The sequence below is a fragment of the [Clostridium] fimetarium genome, from assembly GCF_900111235.1.
In the GTDB taxonomy this organism is placed as follows: domain Bacteria; phylum Bacillota; class Clostridia; order Lachnospirales; family Lachnospiraceae; genus Clostridium_N; species Clostridium_N fimetarium.
In genome coordinates this window covers 67208-93133 of the sequence record NZ_FOJI01000013.1, presented here as the reverse complement: position 1 = coordinate 93133, position 25926 = coordinate 67208, and the positions used below count along the sequence as shown (strand labels likewise).

Genomic DNA, 25926 nt, shown 5'->3' with positions numbered 1-25926 from the left:
ATGCGTGAATATATGTGATGTTATGAAAAATAATAAGGTAGGTATTGATGCATTTACGTTAAAGATGATTGCGGCAGTGACCATGCTAATCGATCATATGGGATATATTTTCTTTCCACAATATATATTCTTAAGGATTATTGGTCGAATATCATTTCCTATATTTGCATTTTTGATCGTTGAAGGTTTTATGCATACAAAAGATGTGAAAAAATATATCATTAGGATGGCAGTATTTGCTCTGCTTACAGAAATCCCTTTTGATTTTGCATTCGAGGGCACTTTTGACTGGGGCCATCAAAATGTTCTTATTACATTTTTGTTTGCAATATTAGCGATGTATATTGACAGACAATATAAAAGGAAGATTGGAATTGTTGCGGCTTTTGCATTTGCGTTTTTGGCAGAATTTATTGGTACTGATTATGGAATGTTTGGCATTATAATTGTAATGATATTTTATTGGAATTACGAACGCTTTTATAATAAATTAATTTTTGGAACCGCTTCATTGATTTTATTAGTATCAAGTTATCAAATATTTGATGTACTGGCAATGATTCCAATTGCATTGTATAATGGGAAAAAGGGAATTGGTTTCAAGTATTTTTTCTATATATTCTATCCAGGGCATTTGGTGATATTGTATGTGATACATATGTTGATTTGAGGGGGGAAATTCTTTCTTAATGGTAGGTGTTGAGTGAATAAGAATTTATAATTATGTGTTTTGCCTTGCCTTTCCTTCAAACAGCATAAGGCGCTGTTTTCAGCCGGTCTGCGGTAAAATACATAATTATAAATTCTTATTCACCGTTTACATTATGAAATGAATTTTGACGATCAAATTATAGATTGATTCAATAAAATACAAATACAAATGCAAATATAGAAACAGAAACAAATATGGATATAGAAACAAATTTAGATACAGAAACAAATACAGAAACAAATACAGAAACAAATACAGAAACAAATATAGATACAGATACATATACAGAAACAAATACAGAAACAAATACAGAAACAAATATATAAACAAATATAGAAACAAATATAGAAACAAATACAAATATGAAAACAGGAAATATCATGCGGAAGAGAGGAATTGTTAGGAATGACAGAATATGCACAATTAATTATTGACAGTATTAAAAAGGAACTCGTGGGGAATTATGATGAAGATATGGTGATACTCCATAGTGCGAGTGAGAAGTATAAAAATGATGAGGAGTCTACGGATATTTTGAGAGAAATCGCTACTATGATGTTTGGGATTCTTCCCGATAGTGAAAAAATGCAGTTAGCAAGTAGATTCGAAGAAATGAAGAGTGGGGTTGCAACTGATTTTGCGGCTGTGAAAGATATGATTAGAGATGGAGATTTTATGAAGGCGAAGGCCACAATGGAATCAATATTGACAGCAGTCGAGGGTTCTTATGAAGAAAATGAAGATAGCATTTATATGAGTTTTAATCACATTATGGAAATGTACATTTACCATTTTTATTATAAACCAGTAAAAGAAGTGAAAGCAGCAGATATAGAATATAATGTGTTTTACCGTACTTACGGATTTATATTGGCTCATTTAGAAGAGTATGAGGCGTCAATGGAAGCACATGAAAAGGCAATGAAGTGGAATCCAGTAGATCTTGATTCAATACTTTCCCTTTGTGAAGTATATAAACATAACAATGATCTGGACAATTTTTTGAAAACAACAAAACAAGCCTACAGATATTGCTGCACAAGAGCAACAATGGCGCGTTTTTATAGAAATGTTGCATTTTATTATGTAGAAAAATATAAACCAGAAGTTGCTAGAGCACTTTATGCATACAGTAATATTTATTTTCAGACGGAAAATGCAGATAATGAATTAGCATATATTGCAAAATCTACAGATTGCAAAACACCTCAATATGACTTGGCCACATTACAACAAATCCTGAATGAAAATGACATTGAACTTGGCCCCGACTCAACTACAATTGGAATCATTTACAGAGTGGGTCAGTTGTTGATGGAAGAAGGGGACAATGTCAAAGCAAAGGATTGTTTTTCTGTTGTATATGATATTACTCAAGACGCAGAGGTGCGAGAGCTGATTGAAAAACTGTAATAAAATGACTATGTTTTTTCCTATAAAAGTTAACGCGATTGATGCCATATCTAAAAATGTTAGTGAACTTTTAAGGGATTATCTTGTGTAATCTATAATTTTTGCATTGATTAGTTTCGCAAGAAATTCTCCAACATCAGCTTCCGCATCCTCATAATCAATTGCGTCTTTTTTGATTAAGTATGTTATTAATTCTTCAGGGGTGGCACCTTTTTCTAATTTGTGCCATAAACAGATTCCGGTCTCATTGATTGATGGAATTCCATCGACTGCACCATTATTCGTGTCACCCTCAAAAGCGAGACAAAATTCTCCGCCAAGTTCTCTAAGTATATATCCGCTTTTTATTTTAACGTCATTTAAAATCATAAAATAGAAACCTCCATTCAATAAAAATAATTATGTATGTAACTATAACATTAGATTTTTAAAATAGTCAATAAATTTTAACATTAAAATATTGACTATATGACCAAATAATGATATATTAAAAAAAAATAATTGATTATTTAATCTAATTATAAATATAATATATATATGTAATTTAACGCCAATACAAAGATGTAGATGCGAATTCAGAGATGTTTTCGTCTACGTCTTTTTTGATATTATTACGCTATTTGATAAACAACTAAGCAATCAGATTCAGCAACTTAGAAACAAATTACGAACCTGAATCGAAGGGAGAATGTTATGAATGATAAAACGTTTGCTTTAAAGGGAATCTGTATGTATTCTAAAACGCAACAGATTATAGAAGTGATGGATGGATATGTGATAAGTGAGGATGGAATATGTCAGGGCGTATATGAAACAATTCCTAAAGAATTTGAAAACATTGCAGTTTACGATTACACAGGAAAATTGATTATACCAGGACTTATAGATCTTCATCTTCATGCTTCGCAGTATCCATTTCGAGCAACTGGGATGGATTTGGAACTCTTGGAATGGTTAGATACTTATACGTTTCCAGAGGAGTCCCAATATGCAGATATTGAATATGCAAAGAAGGCTTATCCAATATTTGTGAAGGACTTGAAGAATAGTCCTACAACAAGGGCTTGTATATTTGCAACCATTCATAATGAGGCAACATTACTTCTTATGAATATGCTTGAAGAAACTGGAATGAAAACAATGGTTGGAAAGGTCAATATGGACCGAAATTGTCCTGATTATCTAAAAGAGGAGAGTTCTGAAAAATCAATTGAAGACACGATAGAATTTGTAAGATATGCAAAAGAAAATTATAAAAACACAGTCCCAATTCTTACACCAAGATTTATTCCAACGTGTTCTGATGATTTAATGGTCTCGCTTGGAACATTAAAAGAAGAATGTCATCTTGCATTACAGTCACATATGGCGGAAAACATATCCGAAATAGAGTGGGTGAAAAAATTATGTCCAGATGCAGATTCTTATGGAGACGCATATGAAAGAAGAGGTTCATTTAATCAATCGGGAAATACAATTATGGCTCATTGTGTTTATCTTACACAAGAGGAAGAGAATCTGTTAAAAACAAGAAATGTATTTATTGCGCATTGTCCGGACTCCAATATGAATCTAGCATCAGGAATCGCACCTATCCGTAGATACCTAAAAAATGGTCTGAATGTTGGACTTGGATCAGATTTGGCAGCTGGCTCATTTATTAATCTATTTCATGCAATGTCAAGTGCAATACAATCCTCTAAGTTATATTGGAGACTTGTCAATGAGACAGATGTACCACTTACCTTAGAAGAGGCTTTTTATATGGGGACCAAAGGTGGAGGCGCTTTCTTTGGAAATGTAGGTAGTTTTGAAAAGGGTTTCCAGATGGATGCTGTGATATTAAGTGATGATAATATTGAAAGTTCGAAAAAATTAACTCCAAAAGAAAGACTGGAGCGTATCATATATCTTGGAAATAACGAGAATGTTATATCAAAATACGTGGATGGAACAAGAATCTAAGATAAAAAAAGTAGGTGATTGGATATGCGTTTCATTAAAACAACAGAAGCAGAAGGACATGTGATCTGTCATGATATTGTGCAAATAATAAAGGGTGTTAATAAAGACACGATTTTTCGGAAAGGTCATGTTGTATGTAAAGAAGATATTCCAGTTCTTTTAAGTGTAGGAAAGGATAATCTGTATGTGTGGGAGAAGGATGATACGATGTATCACGAAGATGAGGCGGCTCAAATCCTTTACGATATGTGCAAAAACGATTTTATGAAACCTTCTGAAGTTAAAGAAGGAAAAATAGATGTAATTGCTGATGCTGATGGATATTTCAAAGTGGATATTGGGCGGCTACTGGAAGTTAATTCATTAGGAGAAATGATGATTGCAACTAGGCATTCTGGGTTTCCTGTAAAAAAAGGCGACAAGTTAGCAGGGACTAGAATTATTCCGCTAATTATCGAAAAAGTGAAGATGGAAAAAGCAAAGCGAACGGCGGGAACGAAACCCCTATTAGAGATTAAGCCATTTTTACACAAAAAAGTAGGTATTATAACAACTGGAAATGAAGTGCTTTATGGAAGAATCAAAGATACATTTGGGCCAGTAATAAGAGAGAAATTAGCTGAATATGATGTGGATGTAATAGGCCAAAGAATAATTGGAGATAACCCACGCGATATTTCAGATGGTATAAATGAGTTCCTTAGTGAAGGTGCAAATATGGTGATATGTACTGGAGGAATGAGCGTGGATCCTGATGATACAACGCCAACTGCGATCAAAGATACAGGGGCAAAAATCATTTCCTATGGAGCACCGGTACTTCCCGGAGCAATGTTTCTAATGGCATATACAAAAGAAAATATACCAATTATGGGCTTACCAGGTTGTGTTATGTATTCCAAACGTACCATATTTGATTTGGTATTGCCAAGGGTGATGTCGGATGAACCTGTAACGAAAGAATGGCTTTCAAGTCTCGGACATGGCGGTTTATGCCTTGCTTGTGAGATTTGTCTATTTCCGAATTGTGGATTTGGTAAGTAACTTTGAGAAAAATAAATAATTCATATAATGATTTTAAGATAAGGATTCAAGGTTGAAATAAATCTTGATATTGTGTCTTGCAAGAGCAAGCCACAGGAATGGAGAAAAAATGGGACAGGATTTTTCACATTTTGATGAAAATGGCAATGCAATAATGGTTGATGTTACAGAAAAATTATCAACGAAAAGAGCGGCAATTGCAACAGGGACGATACAGGTAAGTTCAATTGTTATGGAAAAAATAAAGCATAATACAGTAGAAAAAGGTGATGTGTTAAGCGTGGCTAGAATTGCAGGAATTATGGCAACGAAGCGTACGGGCGAACTGATTCCTTTATGCCATCCTTTAATGCTGACAAATAGTTCTATTGATTTTGAGTTAGATACAGAAAAAAATATGATTAGAGTGCTCTGTACGGCAAAACTTGAGGGTAAAACAGGCGTCGAAATGGAAGCCCTCACCGGAGCCACAGTTGCGCTTCTTACAATCTATGATATGTGTAAGGCAATTGATAAAGGGATGATAATCGGACAGATATATCTCCTTAAAAAAACAGGTGGAAAGAGTGGAACCTACGAGGTGATTTAGATGAAAGATAGATGGAGTCGAGAAATTAATTACATGAGAATTTCGGTTACAGATCAATGTAATCTGAGATGTTGTTATTGCATGCCAGAGGAAGGAATCCCTTCTATTGATAAATCTGAGCTTCTTACATTTGATGAAATTGAAACAATAGTAAAAGCAGGAGTCAGTATCGGTATCAATGCTATAAAAATAACAGGTGGAGAACCACTACTGCGAGATGATATTACGAAACTAATTAAAAATATTAAAAATATTGATGGAATAAAACAGGTTACATTAACTACAAATGGTGTTCTACTCGAGCGATATGCAGATGAGTTAAAAGAGGCAGGTATTGATAGTATTAATATTAATGTTCCTACACTTACAAAGGAAAAATATGCTTCTATTACAAGAAGAAATGAATTTATCCAGATGATACAAGGCATTAGAAAAGCTAGAGATATAGGAATACATCTTAAGTTAAACTGCGTTTCAAGAAAAACAATAACGGATGAAGAATTGTATGGATTTGCAATGATTGCAAAGCACTATCCTATAGATATTCGTTTCATAGAAATGATGCCTTTAGGATTTGGAAAGTTGTTTGACACTTATAGCAATGATAAAATTCTTGAAAGATTAAAAGCGATCTTTCAAGATAAGATTCATCTATCTACTGTTTCTGGAAATGGTCCAGCAGTTTATTATGAATTTGATGATTTGGTAGGAAAAATAGGCTTCGTGAGTGCTGTTTCACATAAGTTTTGCAGTGATTGTAATCGTATCAGATTAAGTGCAGAGGGTGAGTTGAAACTATGTCTTAATTATGATGAAGGCGTTTCATTAAGAGATGTTCTTAGAAATGGAAATCAAGATTTGTTATTGAGTGTTATGGAGCAAGCAATATTCGAAAAACCACAGGCACATTGTTTTTATGAAGAAGCATCAGATAAGGTTGAAATGAAAAACATGGTGCAGATTGGAGGCTAATACAAATGGAGACAGAAACTGTAAAATTAGAAACTACAAAAGCAGAAACTATAAAATTAGAAACTATAAAGTCGGGAATTGTAAAAGCAGTATGTATCAGTGAAAAAAAGGGAACTGCAAAAGTAAATATAAATAGTGGAAGATTCATTGAAAATTTCGGATTAGAAAAAGATGCTCATGCGGGTAATTGGCACCGTCAGATTAGCCTTTTATCTTATGAAAGAGTGGAAGAATTCAGAGCCAGAGGAGCAAATGTATCGGATGGCGCATTTGGTGAAAATCTTTTAGTAGAAGGATTTGACTTTAAATCCTATCCAATAGGTACTAAATTTCAATGTAATGATGTCTTACTTGAAATTACGCAAATAGGGAAACAGTGCCATAGTGAATGTGAAATATTTCGTCAGGTTGGTGATTGCATCATGCCAAGAGAAGGTGTATTTGCAGTGGTATTACACGCAGGAGAAATCAAGGTAGGAGATGATATGTATGTCACAAAGTAAATATCAATATCGAGTAGCGGTAATTACATCAAGTGATAAAGGCTATAGTAAGGAAAGAGTAGATACAAGTGGCCCTGCAATCATTGAAATCGTTCAGAAAAATAATTATAGAGTAACCGATTATGTAATCCTTCCGGATGAACAAAAGCTGTTAGCAGAAAAAATGATGAAGTTAGCAGATGAAGATATATGTGATCTGATTCTTACAACTGGAGGTACTGGATGTTCACCAAGAGATGTTACCCCAGAGGCAACAAAAGAAGTTATTGAAAAGGAAATACCTGGAATAGCAGAAGCCATTAGAAGTTATAGTTTGACGATAACCAAGCGAGCAATGCTTGGCAGGGGAATTGCTGGTATTAGAAAGAGGACTTTGATCGTTAATCTACCTGGAAGTGAAAAAGCAGTAAGAGAAAGTCTGACCTATATCATGGATACATTAGAGCATGGTCTTGCAGTGCTTAGGGGTGAAAATGGAGACTGTGGAAGGAGTTGATGCGTTTTATGGGAAATATATATCAAACAATTCTTAATGTAGTAGAACAAAATCAAACGATTTTATTAGCCACGACGCTTTCTTCAGATAGAACAAAAAATACAGATAGAACAGGAAATACAGATATATTGGAACGCAGGCTTGTCAATGAATCTGAATTGCTTCAAGAAGAAAATCAACTTTTTCAAGAGGTACTTAAAGTAGGAAAGCCTGTGTGTATTCCAGATAATTCAGATAAAGAACACGAACGATTTACATTAGTGGAACCATTTTTTCCAAAAGAAAGATTGGTTGTGCTAGGCGGAGGACATATTGCACTTCCACTGGTTGAGATTGCCTCAAAAGTTGGATTTCAGGTTACAGTAGTTGATGATAGACCATCCTTTGCAAATGTACCAAGATTTCCAACTGCCGAAAAGGTACTGTGTGAAAGTTTCACATCTTGCCTTGATCAGATAAAAATCACAAGAAATGATTATATTGTAATTATTACAAGAGGACATAGACATGATGCGGATTGTTTGAGACAAATCCTAAAAGAACCGGAAACAATTTATGTTGGAATGATTGGTTCCAAACATAGAGTGGCAGTTGTGAAACAAGAATTGTCTGAGGAAGGTTTTGATGAAATTAGATTAGAAAGAGTATGCACGCCGATTGGGCTAGCAATTGGTTCAGCAACACCAGAAGAGATAAGTATTTCCATTATAGCACAGCTAATTAAGCGAAAACGTTTGGATAGAGCAGAGCAATTTATTATCAATCGGTCAGACATGGATTCAAATATGTTAAATAAACTTGCAGCACTCAAAAATGAGCGTTGTTGCATGGTAACTATTATTGCTTCCAAAGGCTCAGTGCCTAGAGGTGTTGGAGCTAAGATGATTGTGTATGAGACGGGACGTATTGAAGGAAGTATTGGTGGCGGATGTAGCGAATCAGCAATTATGAGAACAGCACTTGAAATAATTGGAAGCAAAACATGGATCATAAAAGATATCGATATGACAGCGGAAGAAGCAGAGGAAGAGGGCATGGTATGCGGCGGTATTATGACGGTATTGCTCGAAGATATGACTATTAATTAAAAAAAATCAGATAGGAGGAGATGTCAATGATACCGAGTGCCAAGGCAACAGATGAGATTATATCAGATACGATAACACCAGGCGTAATAACACCAAATGTCGTGACAACAGACGCGGTAATTTTGGCAGCTGGTTATTCAAGTAGAGCGGATGGATTTAAAATGCAATTTCAAATGAATGACAAGGCAGTAATTCAGCATGTGATTGAAGCATTTCTTCCGATTTGTATCAATATATTTGTGGTTGGAGGGTTTCAATATGAAAAACTACTTCCGCTGATTGAACCTTATGGTGATAAGGTCAAGCTAGTGATTAATAAAGAATTTGAAAATGGTATGTTTTCATCGGTGCAAACAGGTGCGAAGCATGTTCTATCAGAACAGTTTTTTATTACACCTGGTGATTATCCATTGATAACAACCAAGATATGTAGTTCAATTCTTTCAGCAGGAAAAGCCTATGTAGTTCCAAGCTTCCACATGAAAGGTGGCCATCCCATACTAATTAACTCAAGATGTATAGAAAAACTCCTTTCCGAAAATGTAGAGGGAAATCTTAAGTCATTTTTAAAAAAACTGCCTGTGGAGTATATTAATATTAACGATGATGGAATTATATATGATTTAGACACCAGAGAAGATTATATGAAATTACAGACTATTATGAATGAAAGGGGACAATTATGATTAAAGCGAACCAAAATATAAACGATAATAACACAATTGAAGATTTAGGAATTATCAATGGAAAAGTATATATGGATGGTGGATTTTCAAATGCAAACATTTATATAAAAGGTGAGAAAATAAGTTGTATTACAAGTGAAAAACTACAATGCAAAAAAGTAGTAGATGCAGGTGGTTGTATGGTACTTCCTGGGTTAATCGACCCTCATGTACATTTTCATCTAGGCGTTGGGGATTGTGTAAGCAGTGATGATTTTCATACAGGTTCAATAAAGGCTGCATTAGGAGGAGTTACTACTTATATCGACTTTCTAGATCCAGTTAAAAAGGCATCTCAGATCGATATAGCGTTTGAAAAACGACTTAAACTTGCAGAAACGAGTATAACAGATTATGCATTTCATACAACAATTGCAAATCCTGTGGATGCTCCAATCGATATCATAAGAGCCTCTAAAAAACTTGGCATTCCTTCCATCAAGTTATTTACAACATATTCTGATTCAGATAGAAGAACTGGAGATAATTACATTTATGAGCTCCTCAAGTGCTCAAAGGATGAAAATATCAAAGTGGTGGTTCACGCTGAAAATGATGAACTCGTTTCAGGTAAAAAAGATATTTTAGTAAAAGATCATGAAAAATATAGACCTGTCATCAGTGAAAACATTGAGGTTATGAAGCTGGCAACGATGGCAAAAGAAACAGGCGGGAATCTTTACATTGTTCATGTCAGTGCAGGTAGCTCAGTGGAGGAACTTGTTAAAAACTTCGAAAATGAATTAAATAGACATCAGATTACATTAGAAAGCTGTCCTCATTATTTTATTTTTGATAGTAGCGTATATGAGCAGGAGGATGGTTTCCGTTATACAATGACTCCTCCATTAAGACCTGAAACGGACAAAATACTTCTTAATCAATATATTGATTACATTTCGACAATAGGTACAGATCATTGCCCATTTGCAGAAAAATATAAGAACCATAAATATACAAGTGATATTTCGATGGGAATTGGTGGAATTCAGTATTCCTTTTTAAATATTTATTCCTTGTTTAAGGATAAGATAATTGATAAATTTACAAAAGGTCCAGCAAAAGCTTATGGATTATATCCCCAAAAAGGAACTTTAATGCCAGGAGCTGATGCAGATATTGTTATATTTGATGATAAGGCGCATACGACAGTAAAAGATCTTGAAAGTGTATATAATGGAAATATATTACAGGGCGCTATTAAAGAAGTATATTTAAGAGGCCAGTTACTGGTATCAGAAGGTAAAGTTCATAATCGGCTAGGAAAATATATAAAGAGATAAGGAGAGCAACATGTCAAAAATCAGTCAATCAATCACTAAAGTAGACCATGCAGAGAAAATGAGTGGAGATGCAAAGTATGTTGCAGATTTAACATTTCCTAATATGTTGTTTGGAAAAATGGTTCGTTCTACAAGACCACATGGAAAGATAATGAAAATAGAGCTACCAGATATGCAGGCTGGTTATGGAATCGTAGATTACACAGATATTCCTGGAAGTAATGGTCTTAAAGTGATCAAAAGTGAACAACCTATATTTGCGGAGCATGAAGTTCGCTTTATAGGTGAATCTATACTTATGGTAGTCGGTAGTGATTTTGATCAAGTAAAAGAATATGCGGCAAATGTAAAAATTGAATATGAAGATTTACCTGGCGTCTATTCAATTGATGAAAGTATAGAATCTTGCGTGGAATATCAATATGAGCATGGAGTTGTAGAAGAGTCGTTTGCAAAAGCTGCTAAGATCATTGAGGAAACTTTTTATACAGGATACCAGGAACAGACTTATTTAGAGACACAGGGTGCAATTGGAATATATCAGGATAACAAAGTTACCGTAATTGGCTCATTGCAGTGTCCTTACTATGTGAAAGATGCCGTGATGTATGCAATGGGATATGAAAAAGATCAGGTGCAGATTATTCAATCAACCACAGGTGGTGGTTTTGGAGGGAAAGAAGATTATCCTTCAATGATTGGATGCCAGGTTGCAATTGCTTCTAAAAAGTTTAATTGTCCAGTCAAATTAATTTTTGATCGTCGTGAAGATATGGTGGTAACACCCAAGAGGCATCCCGCTAAGTTGGTATATAAGGTAGCACTAGATAAAAATAATCAAATTACTGCTATGGATGTTGATATTCGTCTCGATGGAGGCGCCTATGAAGGTTTATCAAGTGTAGTACTTCAGCGCTCGCTAATTGCAGTTACAGGAGTATATAAAATTGCGGCACTAAGAGCATCAGGTAAAGTTATGGTTACAAATACGGTTCCCAATGGTGCATTTAGAGGATTCGGAGCACCACAGAGCTTTTTTGCGGTAGAAATGATAATGTCACACATTGCAAAGAAAATTGGTATGTCACCTTTGGATTTCAAAAAACAATATCTAGTTGAACAAGGTGATCAGACAGCAACGCATGGAGAATTTCGATATCCAATCGTACTTCCCAAAATGCTAGAACGCGCGGAAGCACTGAGTGATTATAGTAAGAAATACAAAGAATATCAGAATCAAAGTCACGAAGGTAGATTTAAAAAAGGAATCGGAATATCATTATTCTTACATGGATGTGGTTTTACGGGTTCAGGTGAAAAAGATTTCATAAGATCAGTTGTACAGTTGGTGAAGTATGAAGATGATTCTATTGAAATTCTAGTAAGTAATACTGATATGGGTCAAGGAGTAAAAACAACATTTAGTAAAATAGTTGCGCAAGTGCTAGGGATTGCGGTAGATCAAATTAAGATTGCGAACCCAGACACTGACAGAGTCCCAAATTCAGGACCTACAGTGGCATCACGTTCTATTATGGTCGTTGGAAAGCTGCTAGAACGTGCGGCAGAGAAGCTAAAGGAGAATTATAAATCAGGAGAATATCAGATGTTCGAGGAACATTATGTACATCCTGAAATGATACCATGGGATATTAAAACATTTTCGGGAGATGCATATCCTACATATTCATGGGGCGTAAATATAGTGGAAGTAGAAGTAGATACGCTAATTGCTGAAACAAAACTACTCGGTGTATGGGCAATATATGACGTAGGAAATGCGATAGATGACATCATTATGAAAGGCCAAATTGACGGTGGAATGCTTCAAGGACTAGGATATGCGTCCTGTGAGAAGATGGAGAATGTAGGCGGAACCATTAAGCAAGCCAGTATGACGGATTATATTATTCCGACGTCTAAAGATACGGTGAATTTTGTAAGTGAATTAGTTGATAACCCATATGATGGTGGGCCGTTCGGTGCAAAAGGTGCCGGCGAACTAACTATTATTGGAATTGCGCCGGCATATGCATCGGCAGTAGAAGAAGCAGTTGGACACAACATTAATTTTATACCGGTTACGCCGGAGAAACTAATGGAGATGCTATAACTTGAAAGGAGAAATATAATGATCGAATTCAATTTAAACAATAAAATCGTAAAATACAGTGGCGATCCTTCAAAACGTCTACTTGATATCCTAAGAGAGCATTTTTTGCTTACTGGAGTGAAGGAAGGCTGTGGAGAAGGGGAATGTGGAGCATGTTCTGTGCTGATTAATGGGCGACTCACCAATTCGTGTATCACAGCGGTTGGAAGTCTTGAAGGTAGCTGTGTGATCACGGTAGAGGGATTTAAAGATACAAAACAGTATCAGTTACTTGAAGATACATTTGCAAAAGCCGGTGCGGTTCAATGTGGTTTTTGTACGCCTGGTATGATTATGGCAGCCCAATCACTGCTTGTTGCCAATCCAACTCCAACCGAAGAGGATATTAGAGAAGCAATATCCGGTAATATCTGCAGGTGTACAGGTTATAACATGATCATAGATGCGATAAAGATGGCAGCAGAGCAGGGGGAAGGATTATGGTAAAAAGTTTGAATCCGTCTACTTTGAAAGAAGCACTCATAATGAAAAAAAATAATCGAAATGCAATAATATATGCAGGCGGTTCTGACCTGATGGTGGCAAAGAAAGTTTCTCATGAAATGCTTTTTATTAATCAATTAAATGAGTTAAAAGAAATTTATGAGGATGAAGAATTTCTAACAATAGGTGCAGCATCTATTTATTATGACATGATTCAAAATCCTCTAATTCCCGAATTGCTCAAGCAGGTATTAAAAGACATCGCTTCTCCTGCGATTAGAAATGTTGCAACAATTGGAGGGAATATCTGTAATGCTTCACCTGCTGGTGATTCACTACCTGCTCTTTATATATTTGATACAAAGATTGTGGCCGCTTCGCTAGATGATCATAATCAAATAATTGAAAGAATTATTCCAATTGAAAACTTTATACTCGGAATACGTAAAATAGATTTAAAGTCTGATGAGATCGTAACAAAAATTATCATCCCCAAGGATAAGATATCAAGAACAACGAAGATGGGTTATAAAAAAGTAGGTGCAAGAAAAGCGCAAGCTATCTCTAAGTTATTATTTGTTGCAGTTATGAATGTTGAAAATGATCAAGTTACAGATCTAAGAGTCGCATATGGTTCTGTAGGAATCACAACGTTAAGAAGAAAAGATATTGAGTCACATTATATTGGAATAAAATATAAAGAGTTGCTCGCCAAAATCCCAGAAATCATTGACGAATATAGGGAATGTCTTCATCCCATAGATGATCAGCGCTCAACAGCGGTGTATCGTAAAAAAGGTTGTTTGAATCTTTTGGAAGATTTTTTGAACGAATGCTAATCAGTGTTGTTACTTAGGCACTCAGGATAAGGAGAATAAGAATATGGCAATGTTAATAAAAAATGGAACGATTATAAATGGAAACAATGTAGAATCCTATGTAGGTGATATTTTCATAGATAATAGCAGGATTGTTGCAATTGGGGATTCAAAAGATTGGGAAAAATCAATTACATCAGAGGTGAAGGTCATTGATGTAAAAGGTTATATTGTTTCTCCAGGTTTTATTGATACGCACAGTCATAGTGATTTGAAAGTGCTTACAGAACCTGATGTTGAGCCGAAACTGATGCAAGGAATCACAACAGAAGTACTAGGTCAAGATGGGATTTCAATGGCACCACTTCCAATTCAATATATTTCAGCATGGAGAAAAAATCTTGCAGGCTTGGATGGCGAGAGTAGTGAAATTAATTGGGAATATGAAACCACTAAAAATTATCTCGCGATGATTGAAAAAGCAAAGCCTGCTGTGAATGAAAGTTACCTATTACCACATGGAAATGTAAGAATGGAAGCGATGGGATTAGGCAATCATGAAGCTAGCGACGAAGAAATCAAGAAGATGTGTGACATAACCAGACGTGAGATGGAGTCGGGATGTCTAGGTTTATCATCTGGACTCATTTATATGCCATGCGCATATTCGAATACTAAAGAAATAATTGAAATATGTAAAGTTGTAAATGAATTCGATGGTGTATTTGTAGTACACCAAAGAAGTGAAGCGGATACAATTATTTCTTCAATGGAGGAGATTATTGAAATAGGTAGAGAAAGTGGCGTTCAGATTCATTTTTCACACTTTAAGGTATGTGGTAAAAAGAACTGGAAATATCTTGATCAAATGTTTGATTTGCTTGATCGTGCTAAGAAAGAAGGGATTAAAGTATCCTTAGATCAGTACCCATATGTGGCGGGAAGTACAATGTTAGGCGTTATACTTCCACCGTGGGTTCACGATGGCGGCACGGATAAGCTAGTGGAGCGACTTAAAAGCAAAGATCTTCGTGAAAAGATGAAGAAAGATATGACAGATGGGATTCCTGGATGGGATAATTTTATTGATTTTGCAGGAGTGGAAGGTATATTTATTACAAGTGTAGCATCTCCAAAAAATAAAGATGTAGTAGGTTTAAGTCTACTTCAACTTGGCGAACTTAAGAAAAAAGAACCGCTTGAAGCAACGTTTGATCTACTTATGGAAGAACAAAATGCAGTAGGAATGGTTGATTTCTACGGGTTGGAAGACCATGTCAAAAAAATAATGAAACGTAGCGAGATGAATGTATGTACCGATGGACTTTTATCTGGAACTCCTCACCCAAGGGTATATGGCTCATTTGCAAGAGTCCTTGGAAAATACGTAAGGCAAGAGAACGTCCTTTCATTAGTAGAAGCCATTTACAAGATGACAGGTAAGGCAGCTGATGCGCTTAACATAAAAGAAAGAGGTTTTATCAGGGTTGGATATTATGCAGATATAACGATCTTTAACCCGGATACAATTATTGACAAGGGAACCTTTGAGAACCCTAAACAATTTCCAGAGGGCATTGAGTACGTTATCGTAAATGGTGAAACGGCAGTGGAAAATGGAAAATATACGAAGAAACGTAATGGTATGGTCATTAGAAGAAGTTAGGAGAAAGCAAATGTATAAATTTACGATTAATGGAATGAAAATAGAAACAGAACTAGAATTGAATTTTTTAGATTATTTGAGAGATCATCTAGATATAACCTCGCTTAAAAACGGATGTAGTGAGGGCGCATGCGGTGCGTGTATGATTCTGGCTGATGGAAAGAAAGCAAGAGCTTGTCTTATGACGACAAAAAAACTTGATGGTGCAGATGTCCTCACAATTGAGGGATTAACAGATAGAGAAAAAGAAGTATATGATTTCTGTTTTAATCAAGCGGGTGCAGTGCAATGTGGTTTTTGTATCCCGGGTATGATTATTAGTGCAAAAGCACTTATCGATGTCAATGAAAGTCCAACAAGAGACGACGTCAAAAAGGCAATCAAAGGAAATATTTGCCGCTGTACAGGGTATAAAAAGATTGAGGAAGCAATATTATTGGCAGCAGAGTTTTTTAGAGATAATAAAGCAATACCAGTAAAAGAGTTTACAGGAAAAATCGGTGAAAGAACATTTCGACCAGATGCTACTGGTAAAATACTAGGTACTGCAAAATTTGCAGATGACTTAAAGGTCGAGGGAATGACTTATGGCTCTGCACTTCGTTCTAAATATCCAAGAGCACTCGTGAAAAGTATTGATATTAGTAATGCGCTTAAGCATCCAGATGTTGTGAAGATTGTTTTGGCACAAGATGTTCCTGGACAGCGAGTGATTGGACATTTGACGCAGGATTGGCCGGCATTGATTGCGGTAGGCGAAGAGACAAGGTATCTTGGTGATTCAGTTGCATTAGTAGCAGCAAAAACGAAGAAGGCAGTTGAAGAGATTAAAAAGCTAATTGAAGTAGATTATGAAGAAAGAGTACCATTGTTATCTGCGAAAGAGGCTATGAAAGAAGATGCATATCTGATTCATGAAACAGGTAATGTATATCGCACGGAATTGATTAAAAGAGGCGATGTAGACAAAGTACTAAAAGAATCTGCATTTATTGTAACGAATACGTATACAACACCAGCACAAGAACATGCATTTTTAGAGCCAGAAAGTGCTTTAGCAGTACCGGAAGGAGATTCTCTTACTGTCTTTACCGGAGGGCAAAGTGTTTATGATGAATACAGAGAGATTGGTGATCTACTCGGAATACCAAAAGAAAAACTGCGAATTATTAGTGCATATGTAGGTGGTGGATTCGGTGGCAAAGAAGATATGAGTGTTCAGCATCATGCTGCACTACTTGCATATCTTGCAAAAGTGCCAGTAAAAGTGACCTTAACAAGAGATGAAAGTTTATTTGTACATCCGAAACGTCATCCAATGGAGATGGAACTTACAACAGGTTGTGATAAAAATGGTAAACTAACAGGAATGAGGTTACGTCTAATCGCAGATACTGGAGCATATGCATCTCTTGGTGGACCAGTTTTGCAAAGAGCGTGTACGCATGCTGCAGGACCGTATAATTATCAAAATATTGATATTATTGGTCAATCTATTTATACAAATAATGTACCAAGTGGGGCATTCCGCGGATTTGGTGTAACACAGACGATGTTTGCGACAGAATGTAATCTCAATCAGCTTGCCGAAAAAGTAGGGATTGATCCTTTTGAAATACGTTATTTGAATGCACTCCGACCAGGACAAGTAATTCCCAATGGTCAGATTGCTGATGAAGGTACAGGAATTGTAGAATGTCTTGATGCAGTAAAGAAAGCATATTATGATAATTTTGATCACGCAGGACTTGCGTGTGCAATCAAAAATGCTGGAGTAGGTGTAGGAATTCCAGATACAGGGCGTGTTCGTTTGAAAATCGAAAACGAAATTGTAAGCCTTCGAACAAGTGCAGCTTGCATGGGTCAGGGAATTGCTGAAACAATGCGTTCAATTCTATGTGAAGCAACGGGGCTTACACCTAAAAATATTATAGTAGCAAAGCCGGATACGAATATTACACCAAATTCAGGAACGAGTACCGCTTCAAGACAGACTGTGATAACAGGTGAAACAACAAGAAGAGTCGGTCTCAAATTGAAAGAGGATTTAAAAACATATTCATTGAAGGAACTTGAAGGAAAAGAGTACTATGAAGAATTTGTCGGAATTACAGATCCAATGGGTTCGAAGAAAGAAAATCCAGTAAGTCATCTTGCTTATGGATATGCTGCGCAAGTTGTAATACTAGGTGTTGATGGCAAGGTGAAGAAAGTCGTTGCAGCGCATGATGTAGGCCGTGCAATTAATCCTACAAATGTCGAAGGCCAGATAGAAGGTGGAGTTGTTATGGGACTCGGATTTGGACTTACAGAAAATCCAAAGATAGTAGGAGGACGACCAACCGTTTCTTATGGAAAACTAGGATTGTTCAGAGCAACAGATGTACCAGAAATAGAAACCATTTTGATTGAAAAAAATCATTCAGAACTGGCTTATGGAGCAAAAGGTATTGGAGAAATACCACTTATCCCAACCTCTCCTGCAGCACAGGCCGCTTATTATAAACGTGATGGAATTTTTCGTACTTCACTTCCGTTAAAAGATACGCCATATTCAAAATAAAAAATGAAAAAATTCATGTAACTATATCGTGTTACATGAATTTTTTATCTATTCAATTTCAATATTTGACTAAATGACCAAAAAACTCTTGACACGAAAAAAGATGGAAGTTATACTGATTATAAATAAAGATGAAACAACAATGAAGTTGTACATAGCATAGCTGTGTGCATTTTTTTGCTTTTGTAATGAAAATAAGTTCAATGAATAGGGGTGAATCATGGAAAATATGAATAGTAAACGAATATTGATTGGGAACGGATGTCTAGTTACCAGAGACAAAGATAACCCTTATATTGAAAATGGTGCTGTTTTAATTGAAGACGGCTATATCAAAGAAGTTGGACAGGACTCAGTTTTAAAAAACAAATATAAAGATATAGAATATATAGATGCAGCAGGCAAGGTGATCATGCCAGGATATATTAATGCGCATAATCATATCTATAGTGCATTTGCAAGAGGGCTTAATATTTTTGGTAACCATCCTACTGATTTTTTAGAAATACTTGAGGGAACATGGTGGAAAATAGATAGGCATTTGGACCTTAATCAAACATATTGCAGTGCGATAGGTACTTATATGGAATGCATTAGAAATGGAGTAACAACGGTAGTAGATCATCACGCAAGCTATAAAGAAATCAAAGGAAGCCTTTTTAAAATAGCAGATGCGGCTGCAATTATTGGAATTAGAACATGTCTGGCTTATGAGATATCCGACCGCGATGGGCAAGATAAAATGAAAGAGGCAGTTAGTGAGACCTGTGATTTTATAGAGTTCACAGAAAAGAATCCAAATCCAATGTTAAAGGCCATGATAGGCATGCATGCTTCATTTACCTTAAGCGATGAAACAATAGCGTATTGCAAAGAACATAATTACTATGGAAAAGGGTACCATATTCATGTAGCCGAAGGTGAATATGATAATCTAGATTGTCTAGAGAAATATGGCTGTTCAGTGGTGGAGCGTCTAAACAAAAAAGGTCTTCTTGGACCAAAAACAATAGCAGGTCATTGTATTCATATTTCAGAGAAAGATATGGATATCCTGAAAGAGACGAACACAACTGTAATTCATAATCCAGAATCCAATATGGCCAATGCAGTTGGTTGTCCTGATGTATTAAAAATGATAGATAAAGAAATCTTGGTGGGGTTGGGTACAGATGGCTATACAAATGATATGCTGGAATCAGTAAAAGTTGCGAATATTTTGCAGAAACATAACAGCAGAAATCCAGACAGAGGATTTTTGGAAGCTGCACAGATGCTGTTTCAAAATAATGCATCAATTGTGTCAGAAATGTTTGGGGAGCAGATAGGTATATTAAAAGCTGGAGCTGTGGCAGACATTATTGTGGTGGATTACAATCCATTTACCCCTATGAATGAGGCAAATGTCGATGGACATATCATATTTGGGATGAGTGGTGCATTAACTGATACAACGATTGTAAATGGAAGAGTATTAATGAAGAATCGTAAGCTTGTAATCAATAATACAGAGGAATTACTAGAAAATTGTAGAGATGCTTCTGCAGAATTATGGAGAGATTTATATGAGCGATAAAATGAACCCAATATCTTTTGAGCAATTACTGAAAAGGCTCTTAGATGAATATAGAATAAATAATAGTTTCTTATCTGTTCCGGTAAGTCGTAACACAGATATGGACTACATAAGTGCAATCGGACCGGCAGCAGGACCACATACGCAGTTGGCAGGAAATATAGTGGCTGCATATGGGGCAGGCGCCTCTCATTTTGAATTGAAAACAGTTCAGATTATAGACGGAGAAGCGTTAGGGATTGTAAAACCATGTATTTATTCTTCACAAGAAGTTTATAATACGGAATGGTCTACAGAACTTACTGTAAAACAGGCAGCGGATGAATATATTAAAGCATATATTTTGTTGAAAATATTGATTCAAGAATTGCAGTTAGGAAATATAAATGGATTCAACTTTATCATGAGTATCGGTTATAATCTGGCCGGAATCCAATCTAAAAAAATAGACGAATTCATTGAAAATATGAAGAATGCCAAAGAAACAAATGAATGGAAAAAAGATATTGAATATATTCTTTCACACCTAGAGATGTTTGAAAATGTAACACAGGATTTTGTGGAATCAATATCTCCTGCGATATCTCATACAATCGCACTTTCGACGATGCATGGATGTAAAAACGAAGAAATTGAGTCAATCGCTAGATATTGCATTGAGAAAAAAGCACTGAATACCTATGTGAAGATGAATCCAACCCTATTGGGAAACGATGCCATTCGAACAATTTTAGATAGCATGGGTTATACACATATTACTTTTGACGATGAAATATTTGAGACGGATCTTGATTTCCCTAATGCGGTAAAAATGATTACTGTTCTGCTGGAAATCGCAAAAAAAGAAGGAAAAGCGTTTGGCGTCAAACTTACAAACACATTTCAGGTAAAAATTAATAGAAATGAGCTTGCTGGTGAGAATATGTATTTATCAGGAACGCCATTGTATCCCATTGCGATAGCGGTAGCCGCAAAGTTGGAAGCAGAATTTGATGGAAAGCTCCCAATATCTTATTCGGGAGGCGCAGATACAAGCAACGTAGAAGAAATCCTAAAAACGGGTATCTATCCAGTAACGATTTCTTCGATTTTATTAAAGCCAGGTGGATACAAAAACATAACCAAAATGAATGTGCAGGCAGATAAGCATGAGAGAGTTAAAACTGGAACTGTGGATGTTGAGGCATTAAATGATTTGGCAAAAAAAGCAATTACGCATCTGGAATACTGCAAAAAGGTTGAAAAAAGCTTCGCAATATCCAAGGACTATTCTCTTCTTTGTGGGAAATGTAACAACTGTGTGGATGTATGTCCGAATCGTGCAAATAAAAAGATTGTAAAGGACAAAAAAACTTACGTAATTCATTATGACAGACTTTGTAATCAATGCGGAAACTGTAGCTTCTTTTGTATCGCAGGTCATAAACCATATTTGGATAAGCTGACCATATTCGATAGTATGGAAGCATTTCATTCTAGTGAAAATGAAGGACTTGTAATGGATGGAAAAGACCCAATATTTCGTATAAAAAATGATGAAGTAAAAGAACAAGTAAAAGAAAAAATAAAATGCCTGGAGGAATATTATGAGTTTTGAAATAATTCAACATCTTAGGAATTCAAACAAAAAACCATCTGTAGACAATCTAAACCTAGAGGTCGCAGAAAAAGTAAATAGATTCCATAAAAGCTTTCCAATCTATGAACCAACTCCTTTAAGAGAATTGGAAAATCTAGCATCAAAACTGGGTGTAAAAAATATATTCGTAAAAGACGAATCTTATCGATTTGGACTGAACGCATTTAAGGTACTCGGTGGAAGTTATGCCATTGGAAGCTATATAGCTGAAAAATTAGATATGGATATCGATGACCTCCCTTATGATAAAATGGTTTCTGATGAGGTTAGAAATAAGCTTGGAGACATTACATTTATATCAGCAACAGATGGAAATCATGGAAGAGGTGTGGCTTGGACAGTAAGTGCATTAAAGCAGTCTTCTGTGATCTATATGCCAAAGGGAAGCGCTAGTGAAAGACTTGAAAATATAAGAGCTGCTGGTGCAACCGCTGAAATTACGGATTTAAATTACGATGATGCTGTAAGACTTGCCAATCGTGATGCAAATGAAAATGGATGGGTGCTTGTGCAGGATACTTCATGGGATGGTTATGAAGATATTCCCACACATATTATGCAAGGATATACCACTATGGCATATGAAGCACATCAACAAATGAAAGATATAAAACCGACACATATTTTTCTTCAGGCTGGTGTTGGTTCATTTGCATCAGGTGTGACTGGATTTTTCGCCTCTATATATGGTGAGAATCAGCCAATCATTACGATTGTTGAACCAAATGCAGCAGCATGTATATTCAAGACAATGAAAGCAAATGATGGAAAGATTCATCCTGTAACGGGCGACATGAATACAATTATGGCAGGCCTTGCCTGTGGTGAACCAATTACTGTAGGGATAGAGATTTTAAGAAACTATTGTGACAACTATATTTCTTGCCCTGACTACGTAGCAGCACAGGGAATGAGGGTGCTTTCTTCACCGTTAGAAGCAGATTCAAGAATTATATCAGGAGAAAGTGGAGCAGCAGGATTTGGTTTGTTTTATGAGATTATGACAAATAGCAGTCTAAGTGATTGGAAAGAAAAACTTAAAATCGATGAAGATTCTGTACTTCTATTCTTTAGCACTGAAGGAGATACAGATAAAGAAAGTTATAACAAGATTGTATGGGACGGGATCTATCCACGACCTGAAAATAAATAATAGCGGAGGAAATAGCCATGTTAAATGAAAAACAGAGCAAAGAAGTAATTGAGCTGTGCCAAAAATTAGTCAGAATCCAGAGCTATTCAGGCGAAGAAAAACAGGTCGGTGAAACATTAAAAGAATATTTTGAACAAAATGGATTTGACGAGGTAAAGATTGATTCATACGGCAATGTGATTGGAATTATGAAAGGGAAAAGACCGGGTAAGAAATTACTTTTTGATGGTCATATTGATACGGTTCCAGTTATAAATGAAGAAAAGTGGACACATGCACCATTTGGCGCGCAAATAGTGGACAAAAAAATATATGGTAGAGGCACAAGTGACATGAAAGGTGCAGTCGCAGCAATGGCTTGCGCAGTTGCAAAATTTTCCAAAGAATGCGATAAAGATTTTGCAGGAGAACTTTATGTGGCAGGTGTTGTACATGAAGAATGTTTTGAAGGCGTTGCAGCAAGAAGTATCAGTGAATTTGTAAAACCGGATTATGTTATTATCGGAGAAGCTTCCAATTTGAACTTGAAGATCGGACAAAGAGGTAGAGCTGAGATAGTCGTTGAAACATTTGGCGTGCCTGCACATTCAGCTAGTCCAGAAAAAGGAATCAATGCAGTCTATGCAATGAGTCACGTAATCAATGCAATTAGAGAGATTGAACCACCGAAGCATCCGATTTTAGGGAAAGGTATTTTAGAACTGACAGATATTAAATCAAGCCCATATCCTGGTGCTTCAGTTGTTCCTGAATACTGTAGAGTAACATACGATAGAAGGCTTTTAGTTGGGGAAACAAAGGTAAGCGTCCTAGAGCCAATTCAAAAGCGATTAAATGAACTAATGGAATCAGATGATAAATTAAAGGCTAAGGTTTCCTATGCAACAGGACATGAAACATGCTATACAGGAAATTCAATATCAGGGGAACGATTTTTTCCAGGATGGTTATTTTCAAAAGAAGAAGATTTTATCGAAAACGTTCTTGGTGAATTAAAAGATATGGGATTTCAGCCGGAGATTACACAATATAATTTTTGTACCAACGGTAGCCACTATGCCGGAGAAGCAGGAATAAAAACAATTGGTATGGGACCATCTGATGAAAAACTTGCGCATACGATTGATGAGTATGTTGAGGTTGAGCAGCTTACGAAAGTGACAGAGTGTTATTGTGGAATCATGAAGGCACTATTGAAGTAGTTTCAAACTTAATAATATAAAGTAAAAGTGCCATAAAAACTAATTTAATAAATATTGACTAGATGACCAAATAATGATATATTAATAACAAGTTAATTTACCATTTGACCAAATAACACATAGGCAGATAACACATAGGTAGATAACACATAAGTAGATAACACATAAGTAGATAACACATAAGTAGATAACACATAGGCAGATAGCACATGGGCAATATCACATAGGTAGATAGCACATAAGCAGCGACAGATAACTAAAAATTTAATATTATACCAATACAAAGATGTAGATGGAAAACTGAAAGGTTTTGTCTGCATCTTTTTTTGTTTTATTTAAAAGTGCATCCCCTTTATATCAGTAAGTAAAAAGAGGATAGAACAGATAATAGTTAGGAGATGTGATGATGAAAGAAATTCTGAGAATGGAAGATATAACAAAGAAATTTGGAGAGGTATATGCCAATCAAGACATTAACCTAACAATTATGGAAGGTGAAGTGCACACGCTTCTAGGCGAAAATGGAGCAGGAAAAAGCACACTGATGAATATTTTGATTGGGCTCTATCAACCTTCAAAAGGAAATATTTATATAAAAGGTGAAAAGGTTAAGATTGATTCACCGTCTAAAGCAGTTAAACTTGGAATCGGAATGGTTCACCAGCATTTTATGTTAGTAGAAGCGATGACAGTATTTGAAAATATCATACTTGGAACATCAAAGGATAAATCAATATTTATTAAAAAAGATGCAATCAAAAAAGGAATTATTGAACTTGCAGACAGATATGGACTAGATATAGAAATTGATAAAGAGATAACTGAAATTTCAGTTGGAGCGCAGCAACGTGTCGAAATATTAAAAGCGTTGTACAGAGGAGCTGAAGTATTAATACTAGATGAGCCGACGGCAGCATTGACAGAGTTAGAGGTAGAGGGTTTATTCAAGATTATAAGAAAACTGACAGCGGAGAAAAAATCCGTCATTTTCATATCACATAAAATGAGAGAAGTTCTTGAAATAAGTGATCAAATCACAATACTTAGAACTGGTAAGACCGTTACAACTTTGAAAAAAGATGATACAGAGGCATTAGAACTTGCAAACTTAATGATAGGAAAAGAATTAGTTACAAGTGAATATGAGAAAGTTACTAAAACTCTAGAAAACATCATTTCGCTTGAGCATGTAAGCTTTAATAAAAAATCAAAGCATAGTGGTATTTCTGATATAACAATCGCGGTAGGTAAAGGCGAGATTCTTGGCATTGCAGGCGTTGATGGAAATGGACAATCTCAACTTGCACAGATGGTTACAGGTGTTATTGCACCAGATAGCGGTACTATTTATTTGAATTCAAAGAAAATGACAAAGTTTAGTCCACAAAGATTTATTGACGCTAATGTTTCACATATACCAGAAGATAGAAATAAAATGGGACTAATTGGGAATATGAGCGTAAAGGAAAACCTAGCACTTAAAAGTTTAGAAACTCCAGAAATCTCAATTGCAAAGGGATTATTTCTAAAAAAGAAAGCAATCACAAAAAATGCAGAAGAGATGAAAGAAAAATATGATATCAGATGTGCTTCTGTAGAGCAAGAAACGAGAAATCTATCAGGCGGCAATCAACAAAAAATCATACTAGCTAGAGAAATGGAAGAAAATCCAGAATTATTGGTAGCAGTCCATCCTACAAGAGGATTAGACATAGGAGCTACAAAATATGTTCATGATAAAATGATTGATTCTAGAAATAAAGGTTGCGGGGTATTGTTAATAAGTGCTGATTTTGATGAGATATTAAAGTTATCAGATCGTATTGCAGTTATGTTTGAAGGTCAGTTAGTAGGAATTTACGCAGGAAAGAATCCTCCTATAAAAGAAATCTCATTGGCAATGGCCGGAAAAATAGAATAGAT

Annotated in this window: 23 protein-coding genes; 22 read left to right on the top strand and 1 reads right to left on the bottom strand. The window is 35.7% G+C overall.

The window, feature by feature from the left end; translation table 11 throughout:
* Positions 1-4 precede the first annotated feature (4 nt).
* The 3 genes from BMY18_RS15650 to BMY18_RS15640 all read left to right on the top strand — a co-directional run bounded on the left by BMY18_RS15650 (position 5) and on the right by BMY18_RS15640 (position 2125).
* The gene (locus BMY18_RS15650) at positions 5-670 is read left to right on the top strand and encodes a TraX family protein (protein WP_170841437.1); all 666 of its coding nucleotides are present in this window, start codon (positions 5-7) and stop codon (positions 668-670) included.
* Between the two features lie 236 nt (positions 671-906).
* Positions 907-1038 carry a hypothetical protein gene (locus tag BMY18_RS21550; RefSeq protein WP_278281068.1) on the top strand — a complete coding sequence of 44 codons (132 nt, stop codon included), beginning with the start codon at positions 907-909 and terminating at the stop codon, positions 1036-1038.
* A 79-nt stretch (positions 1039-1117) separates the two neighbouring features.
* Positions 1118-2125 carry a hypothetical protein gene (locus tag BMY18_RS15640; protein ID WP_092455745.1) on the top strand — a complete coding sequence of 336 codons (1008 nt, stop codon included), beginning with the start codon at positions 1118-1120 and terminating at the stop codon, positions 2123-2125.
* Between the two features lie 78 nt (positions 2126-2203).
* Here BMY18_RS15640 and BMY18_RS15635 read toward each other — a convergent pair whose 3' ends face one another.
* Positions 2204-2494 (bottom strand): PqqD family protein, encoded by a 291-nt coding sequence (locus BMY18_RS15635; RefSeq protein ID WP_092455743.1) that lies wholly within the window; start codon positions 2492-2494, stop codon positions 2204-2206.
* Positions 2495-2818: 324 nt separating this feature from the next.
* On the opposite strand from BMY18_RS15635, the gene BMY18_RS15630 reads away from it, so the two are divergent.
* The 19 genes from BMY18_RS15630 to BMY18_RS15540 all read left to right on the top strand — a co-directional run bounded on the left by BMY18_RS15630 (position 2819) and on the right by BMY18_RS15540 (position 25924).
* A complete protein-coding gene (locus BMY18_RS15630) occupies positions 2819-4090 on the top strand; it encodes an amidohydrolase family protein (protein WP_092455741.1) in 1272 nt (423 codons plus the stop codon).
* A 24-nt stretch (positions 4091-4114) separates the two neighbouring features.
* Positions 4115-5134 carry a molybdopterin-binding protein gene (locus BMY18_RS15625; RefSeq protein WP_092455739.1) on the top strand — a complete coding sequence of 340 codons (1020 nt, stop codon included), beginning with the start codon at positions 4115-4117 and terminating at the stop codon, positions 5132-5134.
* A 109-nt stretch (positions 5135-5243) separates the two neighbouring features.
* On the top strand, positions 5244-5723 hold the full coding sequence (gene moaC, locus BMY18_RS15620) for a cyclic pyranopterin monophosphate synthase MoaC (protein ID WP_092455737.1): 480 nt from the start codon (positions 5244-5246) through the stop codon (positions 5721-5723).
* Positions 5724-6695: a GTP 3',8-cyclase MoaA gene (gene moaA / locus BMY18_RS15615; protein WP_092455735.1), complete on the top strand. Its 972-nt coding sequence runs from the start codon at positions 5724-5726 to the stop codon at positions 6693-6695.
* Positions 6696-6700: 5 nt separating this feature from the next.
* A complete protein-coding gene (locus tag BMY18_RS15610; RefSeq protein ID WP_092455733.1) occupies positions 6701-7198 on the top strand; it encodes an MOSC domain-containing protein in 498 nt (165 codons plus the stop codon).
* A complete protein-coding gene (locus tag BMY18_RS15605; RefSeq protein ID WP_092455731.1) occupies positions 7185-7694 on the top strand; it encodes a MogA/MoaB family molybdenum cofactor biosynthesis protein in 510 nt (169 codons plus the stop codon). Before BMY18_RS15610 ends, BMY18_RS15605 begins: the two co-directional genes overlap by 14 nt.
* Before the next feature lie 8 nt (positions 7695-7702).
* A complete protein-coding gene (locus BMY18_RS15600; RefSeq protein WP_170841436.1) occupies positions 7703-8782 on the top strand; it encodes an XdhC family protein in 1080 nt (359 codons plus the stop codon).
* Between the two features lie 26 nt (positions 8783-8808).
* Complete coding sequence (locus tag BMY18_RS15595; RefSeq protein ID WP_170841435.1) at positions 8809-9468, top strand: nucleotidyltransferase family protein; 660 nt, start codon at positions 8809-8811, stop codon at positions 9466-9468.
* Positions 9465-10790, top strand: coding sequence for a dihydroorotase (locus BMY18_RS15590; protein WP_092455725.1), 1326 nt, complete (start codon positions 9465-9467; stop codon positions 10788-10790). The genes BMY18_RS15595 and BMY18_RS15590 overlap by 4 nt, the downstream gene beginning before the upstream one ends.
* A 10-nt stretch (positions 10791-10800) precedes the next feature.
* On the top strand, positions 10801-12903 hold the full coding sequence (locus BMY18_RS15585) for a xanthine dehydrogenase family protein molybdopterin-binding subunit (protein WP_092455723.1): 2103 nt from the start codon (positions 10801-10803) through the stop codon (positions 12901-12903).
* Between the two features lie 18 nt (positions 12904-12921).
* Positions 12922-13389 (top strand): (2Fe-2S)-binding protein, encoded by a 468-nt coding sequence (locus tag BMY18_RS15580; RefSeq protein WP_092455722.1) that lies wholly within the window; start codon positions 12922-12924, stop codon positions 13387-13389.
* Positions 13383-14225, top strand: coding sequence for an FAD binding domain-containing protein (locus BMY18_RS15575; protein WP_092455720.1), 843 nt, complete (start codon positions 13383-13385; stop codon positions 14223-14225). The genes BMY18_RS15580 and BMY18_RS15575 overlap by 7 nt, the downstream gene beginning before the upstream one ends.
* A gap of 43 nt (positions 14226-14268) precedes the next feature.
* A complete protein-coding gene (locus BMY18_RS15570) occupies positions 14269-15870 on the top strand; it encodes an N-acyl-D-amino-acid deacylase family protein (protein WP_092455718.1) in 1602 nt (533 codons plus the stop codon).
* 10 nt (positions 15871-15880) lie between these two features.
* A complete protein-coding gene (xdh, locus tag BMY18_RS15565) occupies positions 15881-18433 on the top strand; it encodes a selenium-dependent xanthine dehydrogenase (RefSeq protein WP_092455716.1) in 2553 nt (850 codons plus the stop codon).
* 220 nt (positions 18434-18653) lie between these two features.
* Positions 18654-20009, top strand: a complete 1356-nt coding sequence (ssnA, locus tag BMY18_RS15560) for a putative aminohydrolase SsnA (RefSeq protein WP_242941057.1) — start codon at positions 18654-18656, stop codon at positions 20007-20009.
* The gene (locus BMY18_RS15555) at positions 19999-21606 is read left to right on the top strand and encodes a hypothetical protein (RefSeq protein WP_092455714.1); all 1608 of its coding nucleotides are present in this window, start codon (positions 19999-20001) and stop codon (positions 21604-21606) included. The genes ssnA and BMY18_RS15555 overlap by 11 nt, the downstream gene beginning before the upstream one ends.
* A complete protein-coding gene (dpaL, locus tag BMY18_RS15550) occupies positions 21596-22801 on the top strand; it encodes a diaminopropionate ammonia-lyase (RefSeq protein ID WP_092455713.1) in 1206 nt (401 codons plus the stop codon). Before BMY18_RS15555 ends, dpaL begins: the two co-directional genes overlap by 11 nt.
* An 11-nt stretch (positions 22802-22812) precedes the next feature.
* On the top strand, positions 22813-24003 hold the full coding sequence (locus BMY18_RS15545; protein WP_334292370.1) for a YgeY family selenium metabolism-linked hydrolase: 1191 nt from the start codon (positions 22813-22815) through the stop codon (positions 24001-24003).
* 403 nt (positions 24004-24406) lie between these two features.
* A complete protein-coding gene (locus tag BMY18_RS15540) occupies positions 24407-25924 on the top strand; it encodes an ABC transporter ATP-binding protein (RefSeq protein ID WP_242941056.1) in 1518 nt (505 codons plus the stop codon).
* Positions 25925-25926: the final 2 nt, after the last annotated feature.

Excerpts from the sequence above, each read along its gene's own strand:
- BMY18_RS21550 (WP_278281068.1), top strand. The coding sequence starts at position 907 with ATGGATATAGAAACAAATTTAGATACAGAAACAAATACAGAAACAAAT.
- BMY18_RS15640 (WP_092455745.1), top strand. The coding sequence starts at position 1,118 with ATGACAGAATATGCACAATTAATTATTGACAGTATTAAAAAGGAACTC.
- BMY18_RS15635 (WP_092455743.1), bottom strand. The coding sequence starts at position 2,494 with ATGATTTTAAATGACGTTAAAATAAAAAGCGGATATATACTTAGAGAA.
- BMY18_RS15630 (WP_092455741.1), top strand. The coding sequence starts at position 2,819 with ATGAATGATAAAACGTTTGCTTTAAAGGGAATCTGTATGTATTCTAAA.
- BMY18_RS15625 (WP_092455739.1), top strand. The coding sequence starts at position 4,115 with ATGCGTTTCATTAAAACAACAGAAGCAGAAGGACATGTGATCTGTCAT.
- moaC (WP_092455737.1), top strand. The coding sequence starts at position 5,244 with ATGGGACAGGATTTTTCACATTTTGATGAAAATGGCAATGCAATAATG.
- moaA (WP_092455735.1), top strand. The coding sequence starts at position 5,724 with ATGAAAGATAGATGGAGTCGAGAAATTAATTACATGAGAATTTCGGTT.
- BMY18_RS15610 (WP_092455733.1), top strand. The coding sequence starts at position 6,701 with ATGGAGACAGAAACTGTAAAATTAGAAACTACAAAAGCAGAAACTATA.
- BMY18_RS15605 (WP_092455731.1), top strand. The coding sequence starts at position 7,185 with ATGTCACAAAGTAAATATCAATATCGAGTAGCGGTAATTACATCAAGT.
- BMY18_RS15600 (WP_170841436.1), top strand. The coding sequence starts at position 7,703 with ATGGGAAATATATATCAAACAATTCTTAATGTAGTAGAACAAAATCAA.
- BMY18_RS15595 (WP_170841435.1), top strand. The coding sequence starts at position 8,809 with ATGATACCGAGTGCCAAGGCAACAGATGAGATTATATCAGATACGATA.
- BMY18_RS15590 (WP_092455725.1), top strand. The coding sequence starts at position 9,465 with ATGATTAAAGCGAACCAAAATATAAACGATAATAACACAATTGAAGAT.
- BMY18_RS15585 (WP_092455723.1), top strand. The coding sequence starts at position 10,801 with ATGTCAAAAATCAGTCAATCAATCACTAAAGTAGACCATGCAGAGAAA.
- BMY18_RS15580 (WP_092455722.1), top strand. The coding sequence starts at position 12,922 with ATGATCGAATTCAATTTAAACAATAAAATCGTAAAATACAGTGGCGAT.
- BMY18_RS15575 (WP_092455720.1), top strand. The coding sequence starts at position 13,383 with ATGGTAAAAAGTTTGAATCCGTCTACTTTGAAAGAAGCACTCATAATG.
- BMY18_RS15570 (WP_092455718.1), top strand. The coding sequence starts at position 14,269 with ATGGCAATGTTAATAAAAAATGGAACGATTATAAATGGAAACAATGTA.
- xdh (WP_092455716.1), top strand. The coding sequence starts at position 15,881 with ATGTATAAATTTACGATTAATGGAATGAAAATAGAAACAGAACTAGAA.
- ssnA (WP_242941057.1), top strand. The coding sequence starts at position 18,654 with ATGGAAAATATGAATAGTAAACGAATATTGATTGGGAACGGATGTCTA.
- BMY18_RS15555 (WP_092455714.1), top strand. The coding sequence starts at position 19,999 with ATGAGCGATAAAATGAACCCAATATCTTTTGAGCAATTACTGAAAAGG.
- dpaL (WP_092455713.1), top strand. The coding sequence starts at position 21,596 with ATGAGTTTTGAAATAATTCAACATCTTAGGAATTCAAACAAAAAACCA.
- BMY18_RS15540 (WP_242941056.1), top strand. The coding sequence starts at position 24,407 with ATGATGAAAGAAATTCTGAGAATGGAAGATATAACAAAGAAATTTGGA.